The 22,847-nt window shown below is 43.0% G+C and carries 19 protein-coding genes; 10 read left to right on the top strand and 9 right to left on the bottom strand.

Going from position 1 to position 22,847, the window contains the following annotated elements:
- The first annotated feature begins 201 nt into the window (after nucleotides 1–201).
- The 5 genes from dnaE (at nucleotide 202) to cysE (ending at nucleotide 6,889) form a co-directional block, all read left to right on the top strand.
- A complete protein-coding gene (gene dnaE, locus H0262_RS09490; protein ID WP_181210589.1) occupies nucleotides 202–3,945 on the top strand; it encodes a DNA polymerase III subunit alpha in 3,744 nt (1,247 codons plus the stop codon).
- Nucleotides 3,946–4,037: 92 nt separating this feature from the next.
- A complete protein-coding gene (locus H0262_RS09485) occupies nucleotides 4,038–4,418 on the top strand; it encodes an Hpt domain-containing protein (RefSeq protein WP_041753088.1) in 381 nt (126 codons plus the stop codon).
- Entirely contained in the window at nucleotides 4,418–5,299 is an 882-nt protein-coding gene (locus H0262_RS09480) for an RNA methyltransferase (protein WP_181210588.1), read from the top strand. The genes H0262_RS09485 and H0262_RS09480 overlap by 1 nt, the downstream gene beginning before the upstream one ends.
- A gap of 86 nt (nucleotides 5,300–5,385) precedes the next feature.
- Nucleotides 5,386–5,829 carry a YtoQ family protein gene (locus H0262_RS09475; protein WP_149493347.1) on the top strand — a complete coding sequence of 148 codons (444 nt, stop codon included), beginning with the start codon at nucleotides 5,386–5,388 and terminating at the stop codon, nucleotides 5,827–5,829.
- Between the two features lie 187 nt (nucleotides 5,830–6,016).
- Nucleotides 6,017–6,889, top strand: coding sequence for a serine O-acetyltransferase (cysE, locus tag H0262_RS09470; RefSeq protein ID WP_409033826.1), 873 nt, complete (start codon nucleotides 6,017–6,019; stop codon nucleotides 6,887–6,889).
- A 61-nt stretch (nucleotides 6,890–6,950) separates the two neighbouring features.
- Here cysE and H0262_RS09465 read toward each other — a convergent pair whose 3' ends face one another.
- The 6 genes from H0262_RS09465 to pheA form a co-directional block, all read right to left on the bottom strand.
- Nucleotides 6,951–7,472 (bottom strand): 2-amino-4-hydroxy-6-hydroxymethyldihydropteridine diphosphokinase, encoded by a 522-nt coding sequence (locus H0262_RS09465; RefSeq protein ID WP_181210586.1) that lies wholly within the window; start codon nucleotides 7,470–7,472, stop codon nucleotides 6,951–6,953.
- Nucleotides 7,462–7,884, bottom strand: coding sequence for a dihydroneopterin aldolase (gene folB / locus H0262_RS09460; RefSeq protein WP_181210585.1), 423 nt, complete (start codon nucleotides 7,882–7,884; stop codon nucleotides 7,462–7,464). Before folB ends, H0262_RS09465 begins: the two co-directional genes overlap by 11 nt.
- 50 nt (nucleotides 7,885–7,934) lie before the next feature.
- Nucleotides 7,935–8,894 carry an EamA family transporter RarD gene (rarD, locus tag H0262_RS09455; protein WP_181210584.1) on the bottom strand — a complete coding sequence of 320 codons (960 nt, stop codon included), beginning with the start codon at nucleotides 8,892–8,894 and terminating at the stop codon, nucleotides 7,935–7,937.
- A gap of 246 nt (nucleotides 8,895–9,140) precedes the next feature.
- Entirely contained in the window at nucleotides 9,141–11,483 is a 2,343-nt protein-coding gene (locus H0262_RS09450; protein ID WP_181210583.1) for a bifunctional prephenate dehydrogenase/3-phosphoshikimate 1-carboxyvinyltransferase, read from the bottom strand.
- Nucleotides 11,484–11,532: 49 nt separating this feature from the next.
- The gene (hisC, locus tag H0262_RS09445; RefSeq protein WP_181210582.1) at nucleotides 11,533–12,675 is read right to left on the bottom strand and encodes a histidinol-phosphate transaminase; all 1,143 of its coding nucleotides are present in this window, start codon (nucleotides 12,673–12,675) and stop codon (nucleotides 11,533–11,535) included.
- A gap of 141 nt (nucleotides 12,676–12,816) precedes the next feature.
- On the bottom strand, nucleotides 12,817–13,998 hold the full coding sequence (gene pheA / locus H0262_RS09440) for a prephenate dehydratase (RefSeq protein ID WP_011513537.1): 1,182 nt from the start codon (nucleotides 13,996–13,998) through the stop codon (nucleotides 12,817–12,819).
- A gap of 443 nt (nucleotides 13,999–14,441) precedes the next feature.
- Here pheA and H0262_RS09435 point away from each other — a divergent pair, with 443 nt between their 5' ends.
- Both H0262_RS09435 and H0262_RS09430 read left to right on the top strand, forming a co-directional pair.
- A complete protein-coding gene (locus H0262_RS09435; protein WP_133104259.1) occupies nucleotides 14,442–15,383 on the top strand; it encodes a transaldolase in 942 nt (313 codons plus the stop codon).
- Between the two features lie 185 nt (nucleotides 15,384–15,568).
- Entirely contained in the window at nucleotides 15,569–16,021 is a 453-nt protein-coding gene (locus tag H0262_RS09430) for a hypothetical protein (protein WP_020443402.1), read from the top strand.
- 287 nt (nucleotides 16,022–16,308) lie between these two features.
- Here the strand turns inward: H0262_RS09430 and H0262_RS09425 are convergent, their stop codons facing one another.
- Nucleotides 16,309–16,878, bottom strand: coding sequence for an adenine phosphoribosyltransferase (locus H0262_RS09425; protein WP_181210581.1), 570 nt, complete (start codon nucleotides 16,876–16,878; stop codon nucleotides 16,309–16,311).
- 337 nt (nucleotides 16,879–17,215) lie between these two features.
- On the opposite strand from H0262_RS09425, the gene H0262_RS09420 reads away from it, so the two are divergent.
- A complete protein-coding gene (locus H0262_RS09420; protein WP_181210580.1) occupies nucleotides 17,216–17,380 on the top strand; it encodes a rubredoxin in 165 nt (54 codons plus the stop codon).
- 28 nt (nucleotides 17,381–17,408) lie between these two features.
- The gene (locus tag H0262_RS09415) at nucleotides 17,409–18,446 is read left to right on the top strand and encodes an alpha/beta fold hydrolase (protein WP_181210579.1); all 1,038 of its coding nucleotides are present in this window, start codon (nucleotides 17,409–17,411) and stop codon (nucleotides 18,444–18,446) included.
- Between the two features lie 108 nt (nucleotides 18,447–18,554).
- Here H0262_RS09415 and H0262_RS09410 read toward each other — a convergent pair whose 3' ends face one another.
- Complete coding sequence (locus H0262_RS09410; protein ID WP_181210578.1) at nucleotides 18,555–19,712, bottom strand: WG repeat-containing protein; 1,158 nt, start codon at nucleotides 19,710–19,712, stop codon at nucleotides 18,555–18,557.
- A gap of 367 nt (nucleotides 19,713–20,079) precedes the next feature.
- On the opposite strand from H0262_RS09410, the gene H0262_RS09405 reads away from it, so the two are divergent.
- Complete coding sequence (locus H0262_RS09405) at nucleotides 20,080–21,012, top strand: DMT family transporter (protein ID WP_011513531.1); 933 nt, start codon at nucleotides 20,080–20,082, stop codon at nucleotides 21,010–21,012.
- Between the two features lie 117 nt (nucleotides 21,013–21,129).
- On the opposite strand, the gene H0262_RS09400 is transcribed toward H0262_RS09405, so the two are convergent.
- Nucleotides 21,130–22,563 (bottom strand): solute carrier family 23 protein, encoded by a 1,434-nt coding sequence (locus H0262_RS09400; RefSeq protein ID WP_133104256.1) that lies wholly within the window; start codon nucleotides 22,561–22,563, stop codon nucleotides 21,130–21,132.
- Nucleotides 22,564–22,847 lie beyond the last annotated feature (284 nt).

Below are 22,847 nucleotides of genomic sequence, written 5' to 3'. Positions count from 1 at the left end.
TGTATGTAGCAAACAATGCTATTATTAGCGGCTAAGACAAAGCTTATATAGCATTGTTTGCTACATACTAAGTTATTAAAAATACATTATAAGATATTGATATAATAAGTTTTATATAATAAATCACTAGCGGTCTTTCTTAATTTATCTCTGACACTAACTCGTACCATTTCCTTTTGTTTGCATCCGTAAGAGTCTTCTATGGCATTTGTACACCTTGGCATCCACAGCGAATATTCCATTACCGATTCTATCGTGCGTATTAAGCCGTTGGTTAAAGCGGCGGCGGCAGACAATCAAAGCGCCCTTGCCTTGACGGATCTATCCAACCTGTATGCAACGGTGAAATTCTATCGTGCCTGCCTAGGTGCTGGCATCAAGCCCATTATCGGCAGCGAAGTCATCATGGAGAATGAAGACACGCGCTTAACTTTATTGGCGATGAACAACGAAGGCTATCAAAACATCACTCGTATCGTATCGCTTGGCTTTACCGAAGGACGTGCTGATCCTACTAACCATGGTACTCCTGTTATTAAACGCAATCATATTTTAGCGCATGCGGCAGGCGTGATTGTCTTGTTCACTGAAAAGTCAGACGTTGGGCAAGCATTGATTGGCTCAATGCCAGAAAAAGCCGATGAGCTACTGACAGAATGGCAAGCGCAGTTCAATGATCGCTTGTATTTTGCGATTAAGCGTACCAATCGTACTGGCGAAGATGCCTTTATTAAAGCAGCGATTCACTCGGGTGCCAAACATAGCATTCCTATTATTGCCCATAATGACGTGCGGTTTTTAGAACAAGATGATTTCGATGCTCATGAAGCGCGGGTTTGTATTGCTGGCTCTTATGTCCTTGCCGACCAAAATCGTCCGCAAACTTATTCTGATGCGCAGTATCTGAAAACCCAAACGCAGATGCAGCAGCTATTTGCTGATATTCCGCAGGTAATTGACAATACCTTGCGCTTAGCAACGCGCTGTAATGTGAGCTTAACGCTAGGTATTAACGTACTACCAGAGTTTCCAGTACCTGAGGGCGAGACCACTGAATCTTTCTTTCGCTTAGAATCGCAGCGTGGGCTTAATAATCGTTTAGACAAGCTCTTTCCAGTTGACGCGCGCAGTGATAATTGGAGTGATATACGCCAAAGATACGATGACCGCTTAGAGTATGAGCTCAAGGTTATCTTATCAATGGGATTCCCCGGTTACTTCCTGATCGTGATGGACTTTATCCGTTGGGCAAAAGCCAATGGCGTACCAGTCGGTCCTGGTCGTGGTTCTGGTGCAGGCTCGCTCGTGGCTTATGCGCTCAATATTACCGACCTTGACCCTATTCATTACGACTTATTATTTGAGCGCTTTTTAAACCCTGAGCGTGTCTCAATGCCCGATTTCGATATTGATTTTTGTATTGAAGGTCGTGACCGCGTTATTGATTATGTCGCGCAAACTTATGGGCGTGAAGCGGTTTCGCAGATTATCACTTTTGGTACCATGGCAGCAAAAGCAGTGGTACGAGATGTCGCACGTGCACAAAGCAAATCTTACTTCCTTGCCAGCAAAATGTCTAAACTTATTCCCAAAACACCGGGGATCACACTCAGTCAAGCGCTTGAGCAAGAGCCACAACTCAAAGACTTAATTTCCAATCCTGACAATATGGATTATGAAGATGCCATCGAAGTATGGGAGATGGCTATCAAGCTTGAAGGTATTTGCCGGAACGTGGGTAAACATGCCGGCGGCGTATTGATTGCACCGCACAGAATCACGGATTTTAGCGCCATTTATTGTGATGATGAAGGTCACCGCGTCAGCCAATTTGATAAAGATGACGTTGAAGCCGTTGGGCTGGTAAAGTTTGACTTTTTGGGTCTACGTAACTTGACCGTGATTGATGCTGCTGTCAGAAATATCAACCTGCGCCGTGCTAAAGAAGGCAAAGATGCGTTGGTGTTAGAAGACCTGCCGTTAGATGATGCTAAAGCCTACAAGCTCTTGCAAGATGCCAAGACCACTGCCGTCTTTCAGTTAGAAAGTATGGGTATGAAAAAATATTTGGCGAAATTACAACCGACCAACATCGAAGACGTGATTGCCATGTGTGCGCTGTATCGCCCAGGTCCACTCGATGCAGGCATGGTAGAGATGTATATCGACCGTAAACATGGTCGCGAGGAAGTCATTTATGACCATCCAAACCTTGAGCCGATTTTAGAAAATACCAACGGCGTTATTGTCTATCAAGAACAAGTGATGCAAATCTCGCAGGTGATGGCTGGCTATAGCTTAGGCGGTGCTGATATGCTCCGCCGAGCTATGGGTAAAAAGAAACCTGAAGAGATGGCAAAACAGCGCGATATTTTTGTCACGGGTGCTACGGCACAAGGTATTGATGAAGCGACATCAGGGGGCGTATTTGACTTGATGGAAAAGTTCGCCGGTTACGGTTTTAACCGTTCGCATTCTGCCGCTTATGGTGTGCTTGCTTATCAAACCGCTTATCTCAAACAATACTACCCTGCTGAGTTTATGGCAGCCGTACTCACATCAGATATGAACAACACCGATAACGTGGTGTTCTTTATCAATGATTGCCGTGAAAACTTTGATTTAACCGTCGTTAATCCTTCAGTGAACCGTAGTGAATGGCATTTCGTCGCTGATACCCCGACCAATATTATTTATGGCTTGGGTGCGATTAAAGGGGTCGGTGAAGGCGCGGTCGAGTCTATTGTCGATGCACGAAGACGTGAAGGCCCATTCAAAGACTTATATGATTTTTGCCGTCGCGTTGATATCAAAAAGGTCAATAAACGCACGCTTGAAGCCTTGGTCAGTGCTGGCTGTTTTGATGACTTTGCGGCGACTTTACGTCCAGACTTGCCAGCCGATGAAGCCTACGAGATTCGCGGCGCATTAATGAGTCAGCTGCCAAGTGCGGTACAGGCGGCTGAGCAAGACCGTCAAAACCGTGAAATCGGTATGATGGATTTGTTTGGTGAAATGGATGGTGTCGTCGCTGCCCCGCCACTCGTTATGACGCCAGAGCTAATTTGGGGTGATAAACACCGCCTAAAAGCAGAGAAAAATACTCTAGGGCTTTATTTGACCGGACATCCTATCGATGAATATCGAGACGAGCTCAAACGCTATACCTCAGGTGCTCGTCTCGATAAATTGACTGATACGGGCTATAACGGCAGCTGCTATTTTGCCGGTCTTATCATTGATATCGCCAACTTTGGCACTCGTAACGTTATTACCTTAGACGATGGGACATCAAGGTTAGAGGTCAGCTGTTATGCTGAGCGCTTTAACCGTGTCAAAGAACAGTTAAAAATAGATGAAGTCGTCATAATTAAAGGCAGCATCCGTGAGCGTGATGGGCGTTTATTTGCTCGTCTTGATAATGCCATGAGTATGGTCGATGCTCGCCTAAGATGGCTCAAAAAAATCAGTATTAAAATTCATGGTAGTGATATCGAGCTGCTGACACGCATGCAGCCTTTACTGAAATCGGCACAAGTCAGCATGATTCCAGTACCAAAAATATCTTATAACGATGAGCAAGACGAGCAAAGCGACAATAATAATAGCAATAGTTTTGACGGTTATAATGCCTCAATGGGTGGCAGTCTATATGATGAAAATGGTAATGATTTGTTGGCATTAGAGAGTAATATGGCACAAGATGCTTATTCAAATGACACTGACCCAAGCCTAAGCAACCAAAGCTACGCCAACAACGCTTTGAGCAACACCGACGTCTCTATTAGAGATAATTGCCTACCCCTTGGACTCAGTATTTATGAAGAATATGGCATTGCCAATGTAGGACTGTCTGAGCATTGGCGCATTTATCCGAATGATGATAATTTACAGCAGCTAAAAAGCATGATTAGCGAAGATAACTTACATTTTCACTACAGCTAACGAATGTATTATCGTTAGCATATTCATTAGTAGGAAAATATTTATTATAATAATTCTTTCTGCGCTAACTTTAATCCTATTGGAACATGACTATGGCTACTATTACGAACAAAGATATGACCGCCATAACTGATGACGAGATTATCAATACTGAGCAGTTTGAAGATATGCGCGACTTATTAGAAGAAGACTTTGTCGATTTGATACAAGTCTATTTTACTGATTGTCGTCACCGTATCACAAAACTCAGACAAGCTCAGCAAGAAGAAGATAATGCCAATGGCTTTGAGCTTGCTCATGCACTAAAAGGAGCCAGTGTCAATTTGGGCGCAACCCAAATGACGCGTCTTGGCAGTCAATTGCAAGAGCTTTGCCGTGAGCGTCTTATCAGCGAACAAGCCCCTCTTATCGAGGATATTGCAGTTGCATTGCAACGTGCTGAGCAAGACATCAACCAGCGACTAGGACAATAATGAGTAACAATGCACCCTCATCTTTAGCAACAGCAGTACCAAACGTCAGCAATTATTTGTCTTGTGTTCAAGTAGTGATGGTCAATACGACATTGCCTGCCAATATTGGTTCAGCAGCACGCGCCATGCACACCATGGGATTATCGAGATTGACGGTGGTTAATCCAAAATTACCGATTGATGACACTAGCGTTTCTCATGCTGCTGGTGGCAGTGATTTGCTATCATCAGCAATCATCGCACCAACACTTGAGTCTGCTATCGCTGATTGCCAGCTGGTATTTGCAGCCAGTAGTCGTAGTCGTCATTTGCCACGCCCTGTGGTTACGCCGACACAAGCTGCCAAAATCATGCTGGATTTTATTGACAAGCAAAATGCGATTAATGAGCGAAATGGTATTGATACAGCGCCCAATATTGCCATTCTGTTTGGGCGTGAAGATCGTGGCTTGACCAATGAAGAATTGGCTTATGCTGACTATCATATTCAAATTGATGCCAATCCTGCTTATCCAGTGCTCAATGTCGCTTCAGCCGTTCAAGTGATCGCAAGCTTTATTTATGCTTATGCACAAACTCATATCCAAGCTGACAGCGAAGTTAATGATATAGCACAGGTAACTGACAACCTAGAGACGCTTGAACAAGGGATGCTTAATACCTATGTGCGCCAGCAATGGGATGAGCCAGCGATTACTCAACAGCAATTGCAACTGCTTACTGAGCGTACCACCGCATTGATGGTTCAACGCAAACTGGCAGATAGTGAAAACTTAAAATCGCTGCCATCACGCTTATCTAGACTCGGTTCACGTATTCAACTCGACCAAAAAGAGTATCAATTACTCAGTGCTCTGCTAGCAAAACTTTTAAAAGACTAACATTTAATAAGTTAATTTTCTTGCCACTATGGGCATTATTAGTAGTACAGGTAGTCATATCATTTAACAATAAAAAGGGATTTACGATGAATTGGACTGTTTACTTATCCGGAGAAATACACACTGACTGGCGACAGAAAATTATGCAAGGCGCGAAAGAACAGGGTTTAGACATTACCTTTATCTCAGCAGTCACTGAGCATGAAGCCAGCGATGCGGCAGGTGATGTACTCGGTAAAGATGACAATGGATTCTGGCGCGATCATAAATCATCCAAAGTTAATGCGATTCGCACCAAAAATATGATCCAAAAGTGTGACATTGCTATTATTCGTTTCGGTGATAAATATAAGCAGTGGAACGCCGCATTCGATGCCGGTTATTGCGCCGCGTTGGGCAAACCGTATATCACATTGCATGCTGAGGATATTATTCATCCGCTAAAAGAAGTGGATGCCGCGGCAATGGCATGGGCGCAAACGCCTGAACAGATTGTTGAATTGCTCAAATATATTGTCAGTGATAGCTAAAGGATAAGAGTAATCGTCTGTAGATGAAGCGCTAATTATTGGCGTTTTATCTACAGACGATTTTTTATTTAAAGTACATTGCTATATTTTTTGCTATAAAACTGCTATAACTAAAGAGATTGTAACCAAAAATACGATAGGACGATTTATGTCATTGCCAACTGCTTTATTCAAATCGCTCGTCCGCATCAAAAGAGACCTAAAAGAAGATATCGATGCGGTATTCAATCGCGACCCTGCTGCGCGTAATAGTCTAGAGGTAATCTTAACTTACCCTGGCATCCACGCGCTTATTCTACATCGCGGCGCGCATTGTCTTTGGCAAAATGAGCAAAAGCTTGCGGCTCGAGTGATTTCTTATGGCTCGCGTATCATTACTGGTATCGAGATTCACCCTGCTGCTAAGATTGGTCGTCGGTTTTTTATTGACCATGGCATGGGTATCGTCATTGGCGAGACAGCAGAGATTGGTAATGATGTGACCCTTTATCATGGCGTCACGCTTGGCGGCGTTTCTTGGAATAATGGCAAACGCCACCCTACTTTGGAAGATGGCGTCATCGTCGGTGCCGGTGCTAAAGTATTAGGACCATTCACTGTTGGTAAAGGCGCTAAAATTGGCTCGAATGCTGTCGTGGTTAAAGCAGTGCCAGCAGGCGCAACCATGGTCGGTAATGCTGCGCGTATGATATCAGAGCATCATGACGAAAAAGGCAATCCTATTACGACCAAAGTCAATGATGTAAATCAACAAGAAAAAGCGGTACAAGCTGCTTCTACCGAGAACCCTGCAGATAAAAAACCAACGAATCACACAGCGCGCGAAACCACTTTCCAAGCTTATGGCATTGATCCCATGTCACAAGACCCTGTTGCTGAAGCCTTTGCTAAAATGCTTGAACACATTCAACAATCAGAAAATCGCTTAGATCAACTACAAACTGCCATGTGCAAAATCGATCCTAACTTTTGCAAAAAAGAATATGACAAATTGTGCTTAGAAGATCTGGACGTGATTGGCAAAAGTGACATGAATGAGATAGGTGCTGAATCGCAATAACCTTTTATTCTTGGGCTGAGTTTAGTATTAAGCTCAGCTTAGATTTTTCGTTTTACAACTGTCAGCTATCTATCCCCGCTACCAATTCTTTTATCCCTGCTCTTTCATGCGCTTTGAATGGATAGCGATTTGCCATTATTATCCATTCAGAATCATTATTTTTGCTTAGGCTATTATCTTTATCCAATTTAACAAGCAATATATCAATATCCATCGTGACTTTTTTTATTGGTGCCTGTGTTTCCGTTAAACGCTGCCGATTACAGTCACATTCAAACTGTTTGAAAATTTGCTGCAACTGTTGTAATGTCATCGGTGACATTAACAAAATATGGACACATTGATTGGTATAGTCAGGTTTTGGTAATTCTATAGTGGCAGTGAAGTCAGGATTTTGAAAAGCTGTTGACAATGTTATAGCACCAATACTTGTCAATCGCTCTCGGACACGCGGTAAGTGTATCTGCGCATCATGGTTACTACCTAAGGCCAGTAGCACAGCTTTTACAGGCTGTGCTTGCAGCGTTTCGGGCTCGCAGCTTATCAGCGATTCAAATAAATCAGCCAAGGCTTTATGCATCATCAGACAAGCTAGTATTAGCTTGATTGGTAGATACGCTAGATGCGGCTTTGGCATAGCGAGTGATTTGGACACCAACTGCATCTGCTTGTTGAATAGCGGTAGGCTTTGCCACACTTAAGGTAACCTTTTGGCAGCTGTACTTTTCAAGCAGTTTATCGGCGATTTTCCCAGCTAAATGCTCTAGCAGCTTTGCTTTAATAGCTTGGCACCACGCACTGACATCATCACAAACTTCTTTGTAATTTAGCGCATCGTTTACATCATCTGACACCGCAGCGCGGCTGATATCAGTTTCCATTGCGATGTCTATTAATAACGGCTGTGTAATGGCGCGCTCCCATTCATAAACGCCAATCACTGCCTCTACTTTTAAGCCTTTTACAAATACGACATCAGACTGGGTATGAAACATACAAGCATCCTTGTTAATGATATTTTTACTATCTATTTTAATTTGATGATTTATTTAGACGTTAATGCCTCTTCACGTAGACGTGCCGCTTTTAGCTGCTTGCTTGGGCGATGACGCCATAAATCGATACTGAATAATAGCAGACCCAGCCAAATTAAACCAAAGACTGCCAAACGATGTAAATCAAAAGGCTCATTGTAATAGAATACCGCCAAGAAGAAAATAAAGGTCGGCGTCAGATAATTCATAAAACTGAGGATACTATAAGCGACCAGCTTGGTGGATTTGTTAAACATCAATAGCGGTATCAAAGTAATAGGTCCTGCCAACATAAGCAGCCAAATAGAAGGCGTAAACCAAAAGCTGATATTACTACTCGCCACATCAGACTGCCAGAACCATGCGATAAAAATAGGCAATAGCATTGCTGTCTCAACAAACATTGCATCGACTGCTGTCAGAGGGGTTTGGCGCTGAATGGTGCCGTAGGTACTAAAGCTAAACGCCAATATTAACGATACCCACGGCAGGCTACCCAGCATGACAACTTGAATAACGACTGATAATAGCGCAAAACCAATTGCCACCCATTGCAAAGTACGCAGGCGCTCTTTGAACAGTAACATCGACAACCCTACGCCAACCAGTGGTCCAATAAAGTACCCCAAACTGGCCTCTAAAATCTGGTTGTTATTGACCGCCCATACATAAGTGAGCCAGTTTATCGCGATGATAATACCTGACACAAAGGTATAGACTATCCACCTCGGGTTTTTCTTTAGCGTGTCAATCCACTGCCAGCGCTTGGTCACTACTAGCACAACTAAAAGACAAGCAAAGGTCCAAACAATGCGGTGACCAATGATTTCGGTGGCATTATAGTCCGATAATTGCTTAAAGTATAAAGGAAAAGCGCCCCAGATAGAAAAAGCTATCAGCGCGGTGACAATACCACGTCTGGTCGTTTTAATGGGAGCAGCAGGTTTTTTGATGACATTTTGGGTAGTCATAAGATAGGACAACTTTTTAGAGCAAAGCGCACCCTCACCCAATTATTATCATTGATGGTAATTTGGTGTTAAGAGTACAGGGTCACTACAGATAGAATAAAAGGTAAAAAGCAATGAGTTGATACTAGAAATCGTATCAACTCATTGCTGCCGAAAACCATAATTAAAATAATAAAATCAACAATAAAATTAATAGCTCATTTTATTGCTAAGCTATTATCATTGGCTCAAATTAAAGTTACTGCGTTAAGCACTCACAACGTCAATAGACATGCCAATTTGGTTGGCAAGTTCTGCAAATCCTGGGAAGCTGGTATTAACGGTTTCAACACCTTCAATGGTAATCTGCTTAGAGGCGCGTAAGCTGGCAACCGCAAAACTCATAGCAATACGGTGGTCATGATGCGAGACAATATGTCCACCACCAAAAACCGCTTGGCTATTATTCACCTTATTACTCTGACCGACCACCCCTTTACCTTCAATGATAAGACCATCTTCAGTAACGGTACAGTCAACGCCTAATGTCTGCAAGCCTTCTGCCATTACTGCAATGCGATCTGATTCTTTGACACGCAGCTCTTTTGCACCGGTCAAAACGGTACGGCCTTGGGCACAGCTGGCTGCGATAAATAATACAGGAAATTCGTCAATGGCAAGTGGTACTAGATACTCTGGTATTTCAATACCGACCAAGTTTGAGCTTCGAATAGTAATATCCGCTACTGGCTCACCGCCAACATGAGTCTCATTATTTAAGCTGATATCCGCTTGCATCAGCTTAAGAATATCAATAATGCCGGTACGCGTAGGATTGATACCGACTTGCTTCAAAGTCAACTCGCTACCTTGGCTGATGGCCGCAGCCACCATAAAGAATGCGGCCGATGAGATATCAGCAGGTACTGCGATATTACCGCCTGTGAGCGTGCCGCCGCCTTCAACACTGATACGATTGCCATCGACCGTTACTGGATAACCAAAAGCTGAAAGCATACGCTCGGTATGATCACGGCTAACTTCAGGTTGAGTAACGGTCGTGGTGCCTTCCGCCCAAAGTCCAGCCAGCAATAAGCAAGATTTAATCTGTGCAGAAGCAACTGGCATATCGTATTCAGCCCCTTGTAGAGGTTTGCCAACACTATCTCGACCAGTAATACTCAGTGGCGCTGTACCTTTTTGACCGGTGCTTTGAATCACTGCACCCATCTCACGTAATGGTGCTGCCACACGCTCCATTGGACGCTTATTTAGGCTAGTGTCACCCGTCAATACGCTATCAAATGCTTGCGCTGCTAAGATGCCTGAAAGCAGACGCATACTGGTGCCAGAATTGCCCATATATAAAGGTGTTTTGCTTGGCTTTAAGCCATTCATACCAACGCCATGAATGGTTAAATTGCCATTATCAGGACCTTCAATGGTCACGCCCATATCGCGAAACGCTTGCAAAGTGGCAAGTGCATCTTCCCCTTCCAAAAATCCAGTCACTTTAGTTACGCCAGTAGCAAGGCTACCGAGCATAATACTACGGTGAGAGATAGACTTATCTCCAGGAATGGCAATAGTGCCAGAGACGGTGTTGCTTGGGGTGATATTATAAGAAGCTGACATGGCAGAAGTATCCGTATAAGGGGTGCTGGCTAACATATGGCCAAAATGTCGCCGTGCGGCTTGCGCGCGGCCCAAAAGTCCCATCAGGGCGGTTGAATCTTTATCAATGATAAGCTGACGAATATCATTTAAATAAACGCTGTACTCATCAAGGGCGCTTACAATCGCGTTTTGGTTGGCAAAAAATATATCATGCCACATTTTAGGGTCGCTGGCAGCAATGCGGGTAAAATCACGAAAACCACCTGCGGCATAGCGGAAAATATCTAAATTATCATCATGGCTTGCCAGCTGCTCAACCAAATTAAAGGCGAGCAAATGCGGTAAATGACTGGTATGTGCCAATATAGAATCATGATGAGCGGCATCCATCGGCATGACGCTTGCACCCACTGCTTCCCATAACTGGCTTAGCTTGGCAATTGCTATATGGCTAGTCGTTGGGAGTTCACAGACAATAACGCTATGATTGACAAACAATGTAGCGCGGCGAGCATGATACCCTGAATTTTCGGCACCAGCAATTGGATGTGCAGGCACAAGCCCGACAGGCAATGTCTCGAACACAGTCTTGGCAGCATCAATAATATTAACTTTGGTACTGCATACATCGGTAATAATACAGTCAGTAGCAAGTAGACCACTATCCATTGCATTTTTGATATCTATAAATACCGCTTGTGCCGCTTGTACTGGTACCGCAATCACTATCAAGTCACTATTAGATATCACGTCATTAAGTACTGAGCTACCAGCGTCTAATAAACCGTGTTGAATAGCTTCCTCTAGACTTGGCTCGTGTCTATCGACTGCAACGATACGCTCAGCTAAACCATTGTCTTTAATCGCTTGCGCAAGACTTGCACCAATTAAACCCAAACCTATCACACACACTTGCTGGAATAGCGGCTGCGTAGAGGATGGAGTCAGTTTAGTTGCTGTTTGAAGATTTACGGCGTGATTTATTTTTTGCATATTGTTTTAATTATTAGGTTGCTTATTAAATTACTTATTAGTTATTGATTTAATCATCGGTCAAAATAGAGCGCAAAGTATCAATCAGACGCATATTATCTTCTGCGACCCCTACACTAATACGCAACCAATTATGCAAACCATAAACCTCTAGTTGTCGCACAATAACGCCTTGCTCAAGCAATGCCTGATAAATAACAGCAGCGTTTGTGTCTTCCATCTCAACTTCTATTTCGACCATAATAAAGTTGGCATGTGACTTTATAAAGCCCAGTCCTAGGGCATCAAGCTGTTTTTCCAACCAACGCATCTGCTCGTTATTCATCAGACGAGTTTTTTCAATAAAGTCTTGATCCGCAAGTGCCGCTGCCGCTGCTGCCAGTCCAATGCGGCTCACATTAAATGGCTGACGAATGCGATTGAGTAAATCTGCCACAGCTACCGAGCTTAACGCATAGCCAACACGTAGACCTGCCAGCCCATAGGCTTTAGAAAAGGTGCGAACAATAACCACATTATCAAATTCATCTAACAGCGCCCGATTATTGCTCTCAGGGCTATATTCAATATAAGCTTCATCTAACACCACCAGTACCGAGCTTGGCACACTAGCGACAAACTCTCTCAGCTCAGCCTGTTCAAGCTGTGTACCGGTTGGGTTATTCGGATTGGCGATAAACACCATCTTGGTATTAGCATTGTCTTGAACCGCTTGGCTCATGGCTTTTAGGTCATGATCAAAGCGCTGAGCAGGCACTTCAACATCCATAGCACCCTGCATTTTAGCGAGCATCGAATAGACCACAAAGGCATACTGACTATAAACGATTGCATCATCTGCACCTACAAAACTACGCGCCAAGATATCAAGCAAATCATCAGAGCCATTACCCAAAGTAATCTGATCAACATTGACATCATTAAAATCAGCCAATGCTTGCTTTAGATAATAACCATTGCCATCAGGATAACGTGACAGCTGACCTAGCTGTTCAGTAATCGCTAGCGTAACGTGCGGTGAGCAGCCTATCGGATTCTCATTACTGGCAATTTTTACCACATCTGAAACACCATACTCTCGCGTTAGCTCTTCAATAGGCTTGCCGGTTTGATACGGTGTCAACGCCAAAACACTCTCGTAAGCAGGTACGAGCGGTAATAAATTTGACTCTGTCGATTGCGCAGACTGCATGATTAATCCTTAGATGTGATAACGCACCTATCATTGGCTAAGCCCATTAATGTCACTGGTGACCGCTATTTATGACAAGGCAATTTATAAAACGCTTGCGGCTAATACTAATAAAACAATGACTCATAGAAACCAGTAAGTTTATAGTACCGCTTTTGGATAAGAGCCTAAGACACGTAAGTCTTTGACCAATGGGCGAATATCAGCGATAGCAGCGCTCACATTTGGGTCTTCAATGTGCCCATTCATATCAATAAAGAAGACGTAAGCCCATTTATTAGGACGCTCAGGGCGCGTTTCAATGCTGGTCATAGACACGCCATGATACGACAAAGGTTTTAAGATTTCGATCAGAGCGCCCGCTTTGTCATGCGCTGATACCATAATCGAGGTTTTATCTTGACCTGATGGTGCAATTGCTTCATGACCAATAATCAAGAAACGGGTCGTATTGCTTGGATTGTCTTCGATATTTGAATAAAGCTTATGCAAATCATATTCTGCTGCTGCCACGTCACCCGCAATCGCTGCCGAATGCCACTCATTCTTCAAGCGACGTGCCGCTTCACCATTACTCGATACCGCAACACGCTCGACATTGGGATAATTCACATCAAGCCAATGACGACACTGCGCCAATGATTGCTGGTGCGAGTAAATACGGCTTAACCCATCAAGTTTGGTATGTTCAGCGACCAAAAAGTTTTGATGAATCGGCAGCTCGACTTCACCGATTATCTTTAGTGTAGAAGATAAAAAGCCATCTAGCGTATGGTTGACTACGCCTTCAGATGAGTTTTCAACGGGCACGACGCCATACATTGCGGTGCCCGCTTCAACTTCACGAAACACATCAGTAATGGTATTCAGCGGTACAGTATCCGCCGCTTTACCAAAGTGCTTTAATGCAGCAGCATGAGTAAAAGTGCCCAGTGGACCCAAAAACGCAATGCGCTGCGGCGCTTCTAAATCAAGGCATACCGACATAATCTCTCGAAACAAGCGTGCCATTTTTTCATCAGCAATAGGTCCTTCATTACGCTCCATGACGGCTTTTAGCACTTGCGCCTCACGCTCTGGACGATAAAAGATAGGGTTGGCATTTTCAGCAGCAGAATCATTGGCAATGTGGTTCTTTTTCACGCTTGCCACTTGCTGAGCCAATTTGGCACGATTGTTAATCAGCGTCTGAATTTCGCAGTCTACCGCATCGATACTGCCGCGCAATGTATTCAAAAACTCTTTATCCGTTGCGGTAGTACTGATGCTTGCGGTGGTTTGGTTTAGATTATCATTGTTTTGTTCTGGTGACTGCTCACTCATTACCGCCCATCCTTTTTAGATTTTATTACTGTTAGGTATAACTACTTGTCAATGATGACCATAAATACTTCGTTAAAAGACATGAAGACTTTTTAAAGAACATAAATATTTTTGCTCTTATATCACCAATTTATCATTATTGGTTTTTTGAAGCAGCGCTATGTTCTTGGTAAAGTTCGTAGTATTCGTAAAGCTCAACCACTGACCGGCTCTACTATAACAAAAACTACGGACAGTGCCCATTCGTAAATGAACGTAAAGTGGCAAATCGCTATAAATCTTAGCATAGTTAAGCGATATATGGGCTTAGCCTTCTAAAACTATCAAGTAACATGTACCTAAATCTATGTTACAGTTTAAACGGACATAGGATTTTATCCATAATAGACCACAACCATCCATAAGAAAATAACACCATTAATGAATAATACCAAGGATATCTGATGAGCGCATTACAACAGCTTCGCACTATGACCACCATTGTCGCTGATACAGGCGATCTTGCCGCCATTGAGCGTCTAAAACCTATCGATGCGACCACCAATCCAAGTCTAATTACCAAAGCACTGATCCATCCTGATAATGAAGCGGTATTATCAGAAACCATGAGCCGCCATCGAGATGATATCGATGCGGTAATTGATGAGCTAACCATTCAAATCGGCTGTAATATTTTATCTTTAATTGAAGGACGTGTCTCAACTGAGGTAGATGCTCGCTTGTCCTATGACACACAAGCGACCATTGATAAGGCATTGGCATTCATGGAAGCCTATCAAAAAGCAGGTATCGACTCAGAGCGTGTGTTGATTAAGATGGCAGCGACTTGGCAAGGTATTGAGGCGGCACGCTACCTTGAAACTCAAGGTATACACTGCAATCTCACCTTGCTCTTTGGGCAACATCAAGCTATCGCTTGTGCCGATGCTGGTGTAACCTTGATATCCCCTTTTGTTGGACGTATTTTGGATTGGCAAAAACGCCAGCAAAACCGTCAAAACATACCTGTCTCTGATGACATGGGCGTACAATCGGTTAAGCTCATTTATCAATACTACAAGCAGCATGGCTATAAAACGCAGGTAATGGGCGCAAGTTTCCGCTCAACTGAGCAGATATTAGCGCTGGCAGGCTGTGATTTATTGACCATTGCACCTGACCTCATTGATGAGCTAGCAGCAATGGATATCGAGGTTACACGTCAATTATCAGAAAGTATGTCGATGGACATGACAGATATGACACGAGTGAGCTTAAGCGCTGAAGAATTCAGTAGCGCCTATCAACAAGATACCATTACTCAAGATCTTTTACCAAAAGGCATTGACGGCTTTATTGGTGCGCGTGATGAGCTTGCTCATATGCTAGCGAGTATGCGCAGCTAAGCTGTATATATGATTAATATGGGCGTATAACCAAGCCTATCTGGCTTGAGAGTTACTTACTAAAGCACTATAAAACAGTGGAAATATTACATAGGTATACGCAGCAGGTAATAAAAGAAATTTGCCTGCTCATAGTAAGTTGGCTATTATGAGCGACCTAAAATGACTACAAGCAAGGCTTAATTATGAAACGGCTAGCAGTGATATTAGCAAGCAGTACGCTTGCGATTGGTGCTCATGCAGTAAACTGGTCGAAAGTAACAGAAAGTCAGACCGGTTCCATTTTTAGCTTAGATTTGGATTCTATCGAACGCTCTGACATCAATATCCTTGATGAAAAGCGGGTCGAAAATATTACCGTCTCCATTCGTAGAACCTACCCTGCATTAAAAAGTACAACGAGTGATAGTAAAGAAAGCGGCATTCATCATAGCGACCAGCAATGGCTTATCTCTTGTAAGGACGCCAGCTATTACAGACGGGCATACGTTTATTATACCGCTGACGACAAAGTAATAAAGTCTTGGCAATCAGAAAAACCTCTCTTGACTACCAAAGATTTTAAAATTACTGCCCCAAAAACTGTCAGTCGTATACTAGTCGAGCAAGCTTGTAAAAACTACGAACAAGCCAAATAGCACAAATAAAATAGGCAAAAGCATCATTAAAAAAGCGCGCTGAATGTATTCAGCGCGCTTTTTTAATGATGCTTTAGTCATATCATCTCAAAGCCATAGACAACTGGCTTTTATCGCATTTTACTTATAATTAAGGTACCCTAAAAACACTACGGTACTGCTGGTATAAATTTTTTGCAGCCTCTGTCTGCGTAGGCACAGCAAGCAAGAAAAATTAATACCAGCAGTACATAATGTATCCATATTACTTTTTATTTTTACCCACTATAAGTAAAACCGCCACTCATTTACGCCTTCAATACCGTATAAACAGGCACGGGGAAATCGCCATGTAAATCCACCAAATCTAATAAGACTAATGCACCAACGACCGTATGATCGGCTGATTGACATAGCTCATAAGCGGTGGTCAATGTGCCGCCCGTTGCCAAGATATCGTCAACCAATAGCACGCGCTCTGGTGGCAGATTGTTTTGCATCTCAAGAGTATCTTTACCGTACTCTAACGCGTAGGCTTTATTGGCAACAGGCGGTGGTAACTTGCCGGGTTTACGTAGCAAAATCATACCTTTACCCAGACGTCCTGCCAGCAAACTTGCAAACACGAATCCACGGGCTTCAACAGCACCCAAACAATCCACCTCATCCATTATGCCTTCAGGTAGGACAGCCAACAGTGCATCAATGACTTCATTAATGTGACTGCGTAGTAACGGTGTAATATCATAAAAATCAATGCCGACTTTAGGGAAGTCTGGTACTGTGCGAATGATGTTCCAAAATGGATGATCGGTATTGAGCGTATTCGATGACTCGATTGCGGTATCAACTGCTGTAACAGTGGTGTTTGCGCTCATAATAACCCTTAACGTCTATAACTTAGATAATGATGTAACAATAGCAAATAATCTATGCATCGGAAAATTAACGGCGGTTATTATAGCATAATTGCCTTTAATATTGCGCGGCAATGGGAAAACACCACTTATTAAGTCAATAAAATCAGGCATAGTGACTTGATAAACGTTTATCAATCTCAATATACAAGTGTAAACTTAACTATGAAAACAACGGTTATATGCTAAACTAGCTGCGTTTTTACAGTCTAGATATTGACGGTAATCATTCTTGATGTGCCATCAATATCACCTTAAAAACGTATGGTAACACTGGTAATAATCGATAGGACTCTTTATGAAACGTTATGAATGTATTGTCTGCGGCTGGATATATGACGAAGCACTGGGCTGCCCTGAAGAAGGTATCGCACCGGGCACCAAATGGGGTGATATCCCTGATGATTGGACATGCCCAGAATGCGGCGTTGGCAAGCTTGATTTTGAGATGCTAGAACTTTAAGCCAATGACCTTTTAGATAGGACCGTTCATGACAGAAAAAAACAACATTGATAATGCTGCTAACTTGCCTGATTCATTGGATAGCAGCTCGAGTTACCCGACGCCTGAATGGCAAAGATTTGGTGAGCACCTGTGGGGCGCATCAGACCTCAGTGAGCATCTTTATCAAGCCATGATAGATATCGGCGACGGCATCGAGCTGTGTGTTGAGGCTGGTGGTAATCCTAATCATCCGCCACTGCTTATGATTATGGGACTTGGCTCGCAAATGATATTTTGGCCAAATCATTTTATTAAGCGCCTTATTGATGCCGGTTTTTTTGTGATTCGTTTTGACAATCGTGATATCGGTTTGTCTTCTAAAGTACAAATCGATGGTCTACCGCGTATTAGTCAGCTTAAAATGATGATGCGCCTGCAAACGGGACTGTCTAATAAAGGTGCACAGGTTGCCTACAATTTAACCGACATGGCAGAAGATACGGCGCGTTTAATCAAGGCTTTGCAGCTTGGCAAAACACATTTGCTGGGTGCTTCTATGGGTGGCATGATTGCCCAAATCGTAGCGGCACGTTATCCAAGCCTAGTACAGCGGATGGCATTGATGTTTACCACCACCAACCGTGCCTTTTTAAAACCACCAAAGCCTAGACAGCTATATACGCTGATTAATCGCCCTGAGAGCCACTCTGAGCGTGATATCGTGCGCCATAGCGTTTGGTTTATGAAGACTGTTGGCACGCCAGGGCATGTAAATGTGCGCATGGTACGTGATATTGCCAAGATACGGTATCAGCGTAACTTTCATCCGCTCGGTACGGTGCAGCAGCTCAATGCTATCTTGGCATCAGGTTCTATCAGTCGATTTAGCAAACAAGTCAAAGCACCTACTATCGTATTACATGGCAGCGCTGATGGCTTAATTCCTGCCTCACAAGGTCGCGTGGTAGCCAAAACCATCCCTAATGCCAAATTTCATTTGATTGAAGGCATGGCGCATGACATTCCTGAGTACTACCAGCCATATATGGTTGATTTAATTAGCAATCACTTATTAAAAAAATAGTTTTAATGATTTAGCTTGTGAATTTTTCCGGCTACAAAAAAGAGCCTACAGCAATCATGAATCGCTATAGGCTCTTTTTTTAGTCAAAATAAAATATGCTGTTAGGATTTAATCACAGGCGACAGCCGCGCCTTCTTTGTCAATACACATCTTAGTGCCGTTCTCTAGCCTGCCAATCCAAGCCTTATCCGCTACAAACACAAAAGAAGGTTTGTCCTTATAGCGGCTATCAAGATTGAGGCTCTTATTATTGGAATCATTAAAGTTATTAGAGCCGTCAAAATCCTTAAAGTTAAAAGGAATCACAAGCTCGCCGCCAAGATTGATAAAGCCCCACTCTGCATCAATACGCACGCCCGCTAGCCCTTCCGAGAATGGACGTACTTCGTCGAAAGAATACGTAATCATAGTGACATTATTGTCATCAACAAATCCCCATCTACCGTCTTGTTGACGCGGCTGCAGCGTGGTAAAGCGATTAATTGGTATGGAGGCTGAATTTTTCTGTGTGCTATTTGCGCGAGCACTAGGTTTAACTTCTGATTTACTGGCAGCCGATCGGTCATTTACACGGCTGTTTTTGGCACTCTTACCGTCATTACTTTTACTATTATCTTTTTTGACACCGGCATTTTGAGTATTAGTACTTTGAGTATTGATGTTCTTAATATTGCCCTCTTTATCAAGCCAGCTTATCGCTTTGTTTTTACGTACACGAGCCATACCGCCTCGGTAATCATCAATATCACTAATCGCTGCTGAAAACGGTACAATAGTCCTATTTGCCGTATCGATGACGCCATAGTGACCGCCCTGCTTGACCACGATACGCCCTTCAGATACCGGACGCGCCCAACCTTGACCGTCATTTAGCACATCGTACATCACAGGAATCACTTCACGACCTTGCATATTCAGATAACCGACATGACTATTACGCATGACAGGCAATAGACCTGCTGATATTTTATCTGTATCCACTTTTTGATAGCGCGTTAAATCAACAAGGCTTTTACCTTGCTTATCCATAAGGGCGACCGGTGCGCCAAAGTCTTTCACCGCTAAGAGATAACCACTACTCGCCGTACAAGAGACGTTCTTATAATAACTCTTAGGGATTTTACAGCTGGCAGCTTGCGCGCTCGGTATGACAAATAACGCGGTTGTTAACATACCAATTGTCAGAGCACAGCGCTTTATTAGGGATGACTGATCTTCAGATGTCGTTAATGACAGTGATCGTTTTGATAAGGTACGTTGGAGCATAAGCAAACCTAGGCTAAAGTAATGATGGCGGTTAAGGCAATTTAAATGAGATATTTTAAGGGTATTAGTTTTTTAAGCTGATGATATTACAATATAAAAGTAGAAATGAGGGTAACAAATCACAGTAAAAACGCCAATGATATTCCTGTAAGGATATTAATTGGCAGTAGCTTGTCTTTATACTTTAGATGAAACCTTAGAAAGTTTATATTCTCTAAAGTCATAAAATACCACTATAAAATAAAAATAAAAAATATCAAACCATTTCAATTTTAGCTCAAAACATCGACAATACGGCTTGTGGTAAAGATGATGTCTTTAGTACGCAATAATTGAAATAAAAGTTGTCATGATATAAGGATAATATATGGCTATTGCCTCTTCACGCTCCGCTGCTACTGGCTTGCTCATTGGCTGTGTGATCTTTGGTTTGGGCAGTTTAATCGTCGCTCATGTTGACATCGGTGGCTGGGCAATGGCTTTTTGGCGCTTGGCTATTTCAGGCGTGGTGTTTGCGGTATTAGCAAAAATGACAGGGCAACGGCTACCGCGCTCAAAACGTGCTGTTTTTTATGGCTTATTATCGGGTGCATTTTTAGGTTTGGATTTGGCACTGTGGCACGAGAGTATCTATGCGGTGGGTCCCGGCATTTCAACCTTACTAAACAGCTTACAGATTTTCTTTTTGGCAGCCATTGGCTTTCTATACTTTAACGAGCGCCAATCTATATTACAGCTTGTCAGCTTGGTCTTGGCAATGTTGGGTGTGGCAATGATCGGTAGCCCAGAATTTGCCCAGAATAAGGCTGCTACTTGGGGATTTATTACTGGTATCGTGTCAGGGGCTATGCTTGCAGCATCAATGACCTTTATACGTAAGACCCATGATACTGAGCCGACGCCGATATTCATGCTTATGCAGCTGATTAGTATTGGGGGCGGACTGGCAATGATTGTGCCAATGTTTGTCTTTGATATGGGTAATATACTGCCTAATAGCTGGTCTGATATTGGCTGGATATTGATTTATGGCACGGTCATGCAGTGCCTAGCATGGGGGCTTATCGCCTACTCTATTCCCAAGCTGTCTTTAGCATTAACTGGATTGCTATTATTGACCGAGCCGGTTGCGGCATTGGTAATTGATTATACTTGGCTTGATAAGCCCATCAATACCCTACAATGGAGCGGTGCGTTACTCACGATGTTTGCCATTTATTTGGGTTCGCTAAAGCCTAAACCACGCGCCCTACGCCGTTATCGGTTTTTTGCACGGTTTTATAAGCGTGATTATAAATAAAACTTGGCTATCAGAACAATTATAAACAAGCGCCATAATAGATAAAAGCCACAATGATTATTGTGGCTTTTGCTTATCAATATAGTGAATTATTTGAAGCTTAAGATAGTAAAAAAGTTAGTCTTTTTGGCGATTAAATAGAGCGTTAAGCACAATTGCTGTTAAGGTAGCCGTACCGATGCCACCCAAATCAAAGCCGCCTAGATGCAAGCTAAAGTTACCGGTTCCCATGATCACAGTGACTGCTGCGATAATAAGATTGCTGTTTTTACTAAAGTCGATATGGTTGTCTATCCAAATTTTCGCACCAGCGATAGCAATCAAACCAAAAACTACGATAGAAGCACCGCCCAATAATGCTGGCGGAATGGTTTGAATAATCGCACCAAATTTCGGTGACAAGCCCAGCATGATAGCAACCAAACCTGCTACGACAAAAATAGTCGTACTATATACTTTGGTGACCGCCATCACGCCGATATTTTCAGCATAAGTCGTGACACCTGTACCGCCAAATCCTGCTGAGAAAGTCGTTGCTAAACCATCAGCAAAAAACGCGCGACCCATATAAGGCGTTACTCGCGCTTTAGTCATGCCTTCTACCGCTTTAAAATGTCCCAAATTTTCAGCAACTAAAATAAAGGCGACAGGGGCAATTAATATAATAGCGCTCATCTCAAAACGCGGCGCATGAATACTTGGCAGCCCAAACCATGAAGCCGTCGACACACTACTAAAATCAATCGGCACGCCATAGCCCAATACATTGGTCATCACAAAATAAGCAATATAAGACAATATTAAGCCAACTAATAACAGCAAACGACGTAGCATGCCGCGGGTAAATACCGCTACCCCACTGATAAGCAATACCGTTAACGTGGCCATCCATGCATCAAATTGGTTGGCAGACACCCCTTGAATGGTTACGGGCGCTAAATTAAGACCAATAATCATTACAATCGCACCGGTAACAATCGGTGGCATTAAGCGCTCAATCCAGCCTGTACCCGTCTTCATGACCAGCAGACCTATCAATGCATAAATAATACCGCAGGCCATAATGCCGCCCAATGCAACATTCAGATTAGCATTAAACCCTACGCCAGCATATGCGGTCACGGCAATCACGGGACCAATAAAAGCAAAACTCGATCCCAAATAACTTGGCATACGTCCACCGGTAATCACAAAAAACATTACCGTACAAATACCAGACATCAAAATCGCTAAGTTTGGATCAAAGCCCATTAATAATGGCGCAAGCACTGTCGCCCCAAACATCGCAAAGGTATGTTGTATACCCAGTAGCATGCTTTTTGAGGGCGGTAAATACTCATTAATGCCAACCGGATCACGATCCAAATCACCGCCATATGGACGCCATGTTGGAAACCAGCGACCATTATCAAAGTCTGGATTGTGTGGTAAGTTCATTGTCGCCGAGCCAGTTGCAACATCAATACCTGCTGCTTCTAGTGCATTTGGCGTTGATGGTTCTTTCTGACTATGCGGCGTTGATTGAGACGAGTTTTCTGGAGGGGTTATCATGCGTGATTGTCCTATAGGCTTAAGCTAATAATAACAGACTGGTAATAACTCACTAACGATACAGGCTAATAATAGCTCGAATAAATGAAGAGATAACAAGTAACGGTATTTACTATAAGTGCTGTTATAAATAGTGGCTATTATATGAGATAGCTATCTATACAATAAAAAGTTAATGGAAAAATAATGAAATATAGCTCTTACTAACTACGGATTCTTGTATGAATACAGAGCTATTTTTGATATTTTTAACACGCTGTCTCTCTCGCTTAATCTTAATATCT

The sequence above is a fragment of the Psychrobacter sp. D2 genome (genome assembly GCF_013608135.1).
GTDB lineage: Bacteria > Pseudomonadota > Gammaproteobacteria > Pseudomonadales > Moraxellaceae > Psychrobacter > Psychrobacter cryohalolentis.
This window is presented reverse-complemented; position numbering and strand designations above follow the sequence as displayed.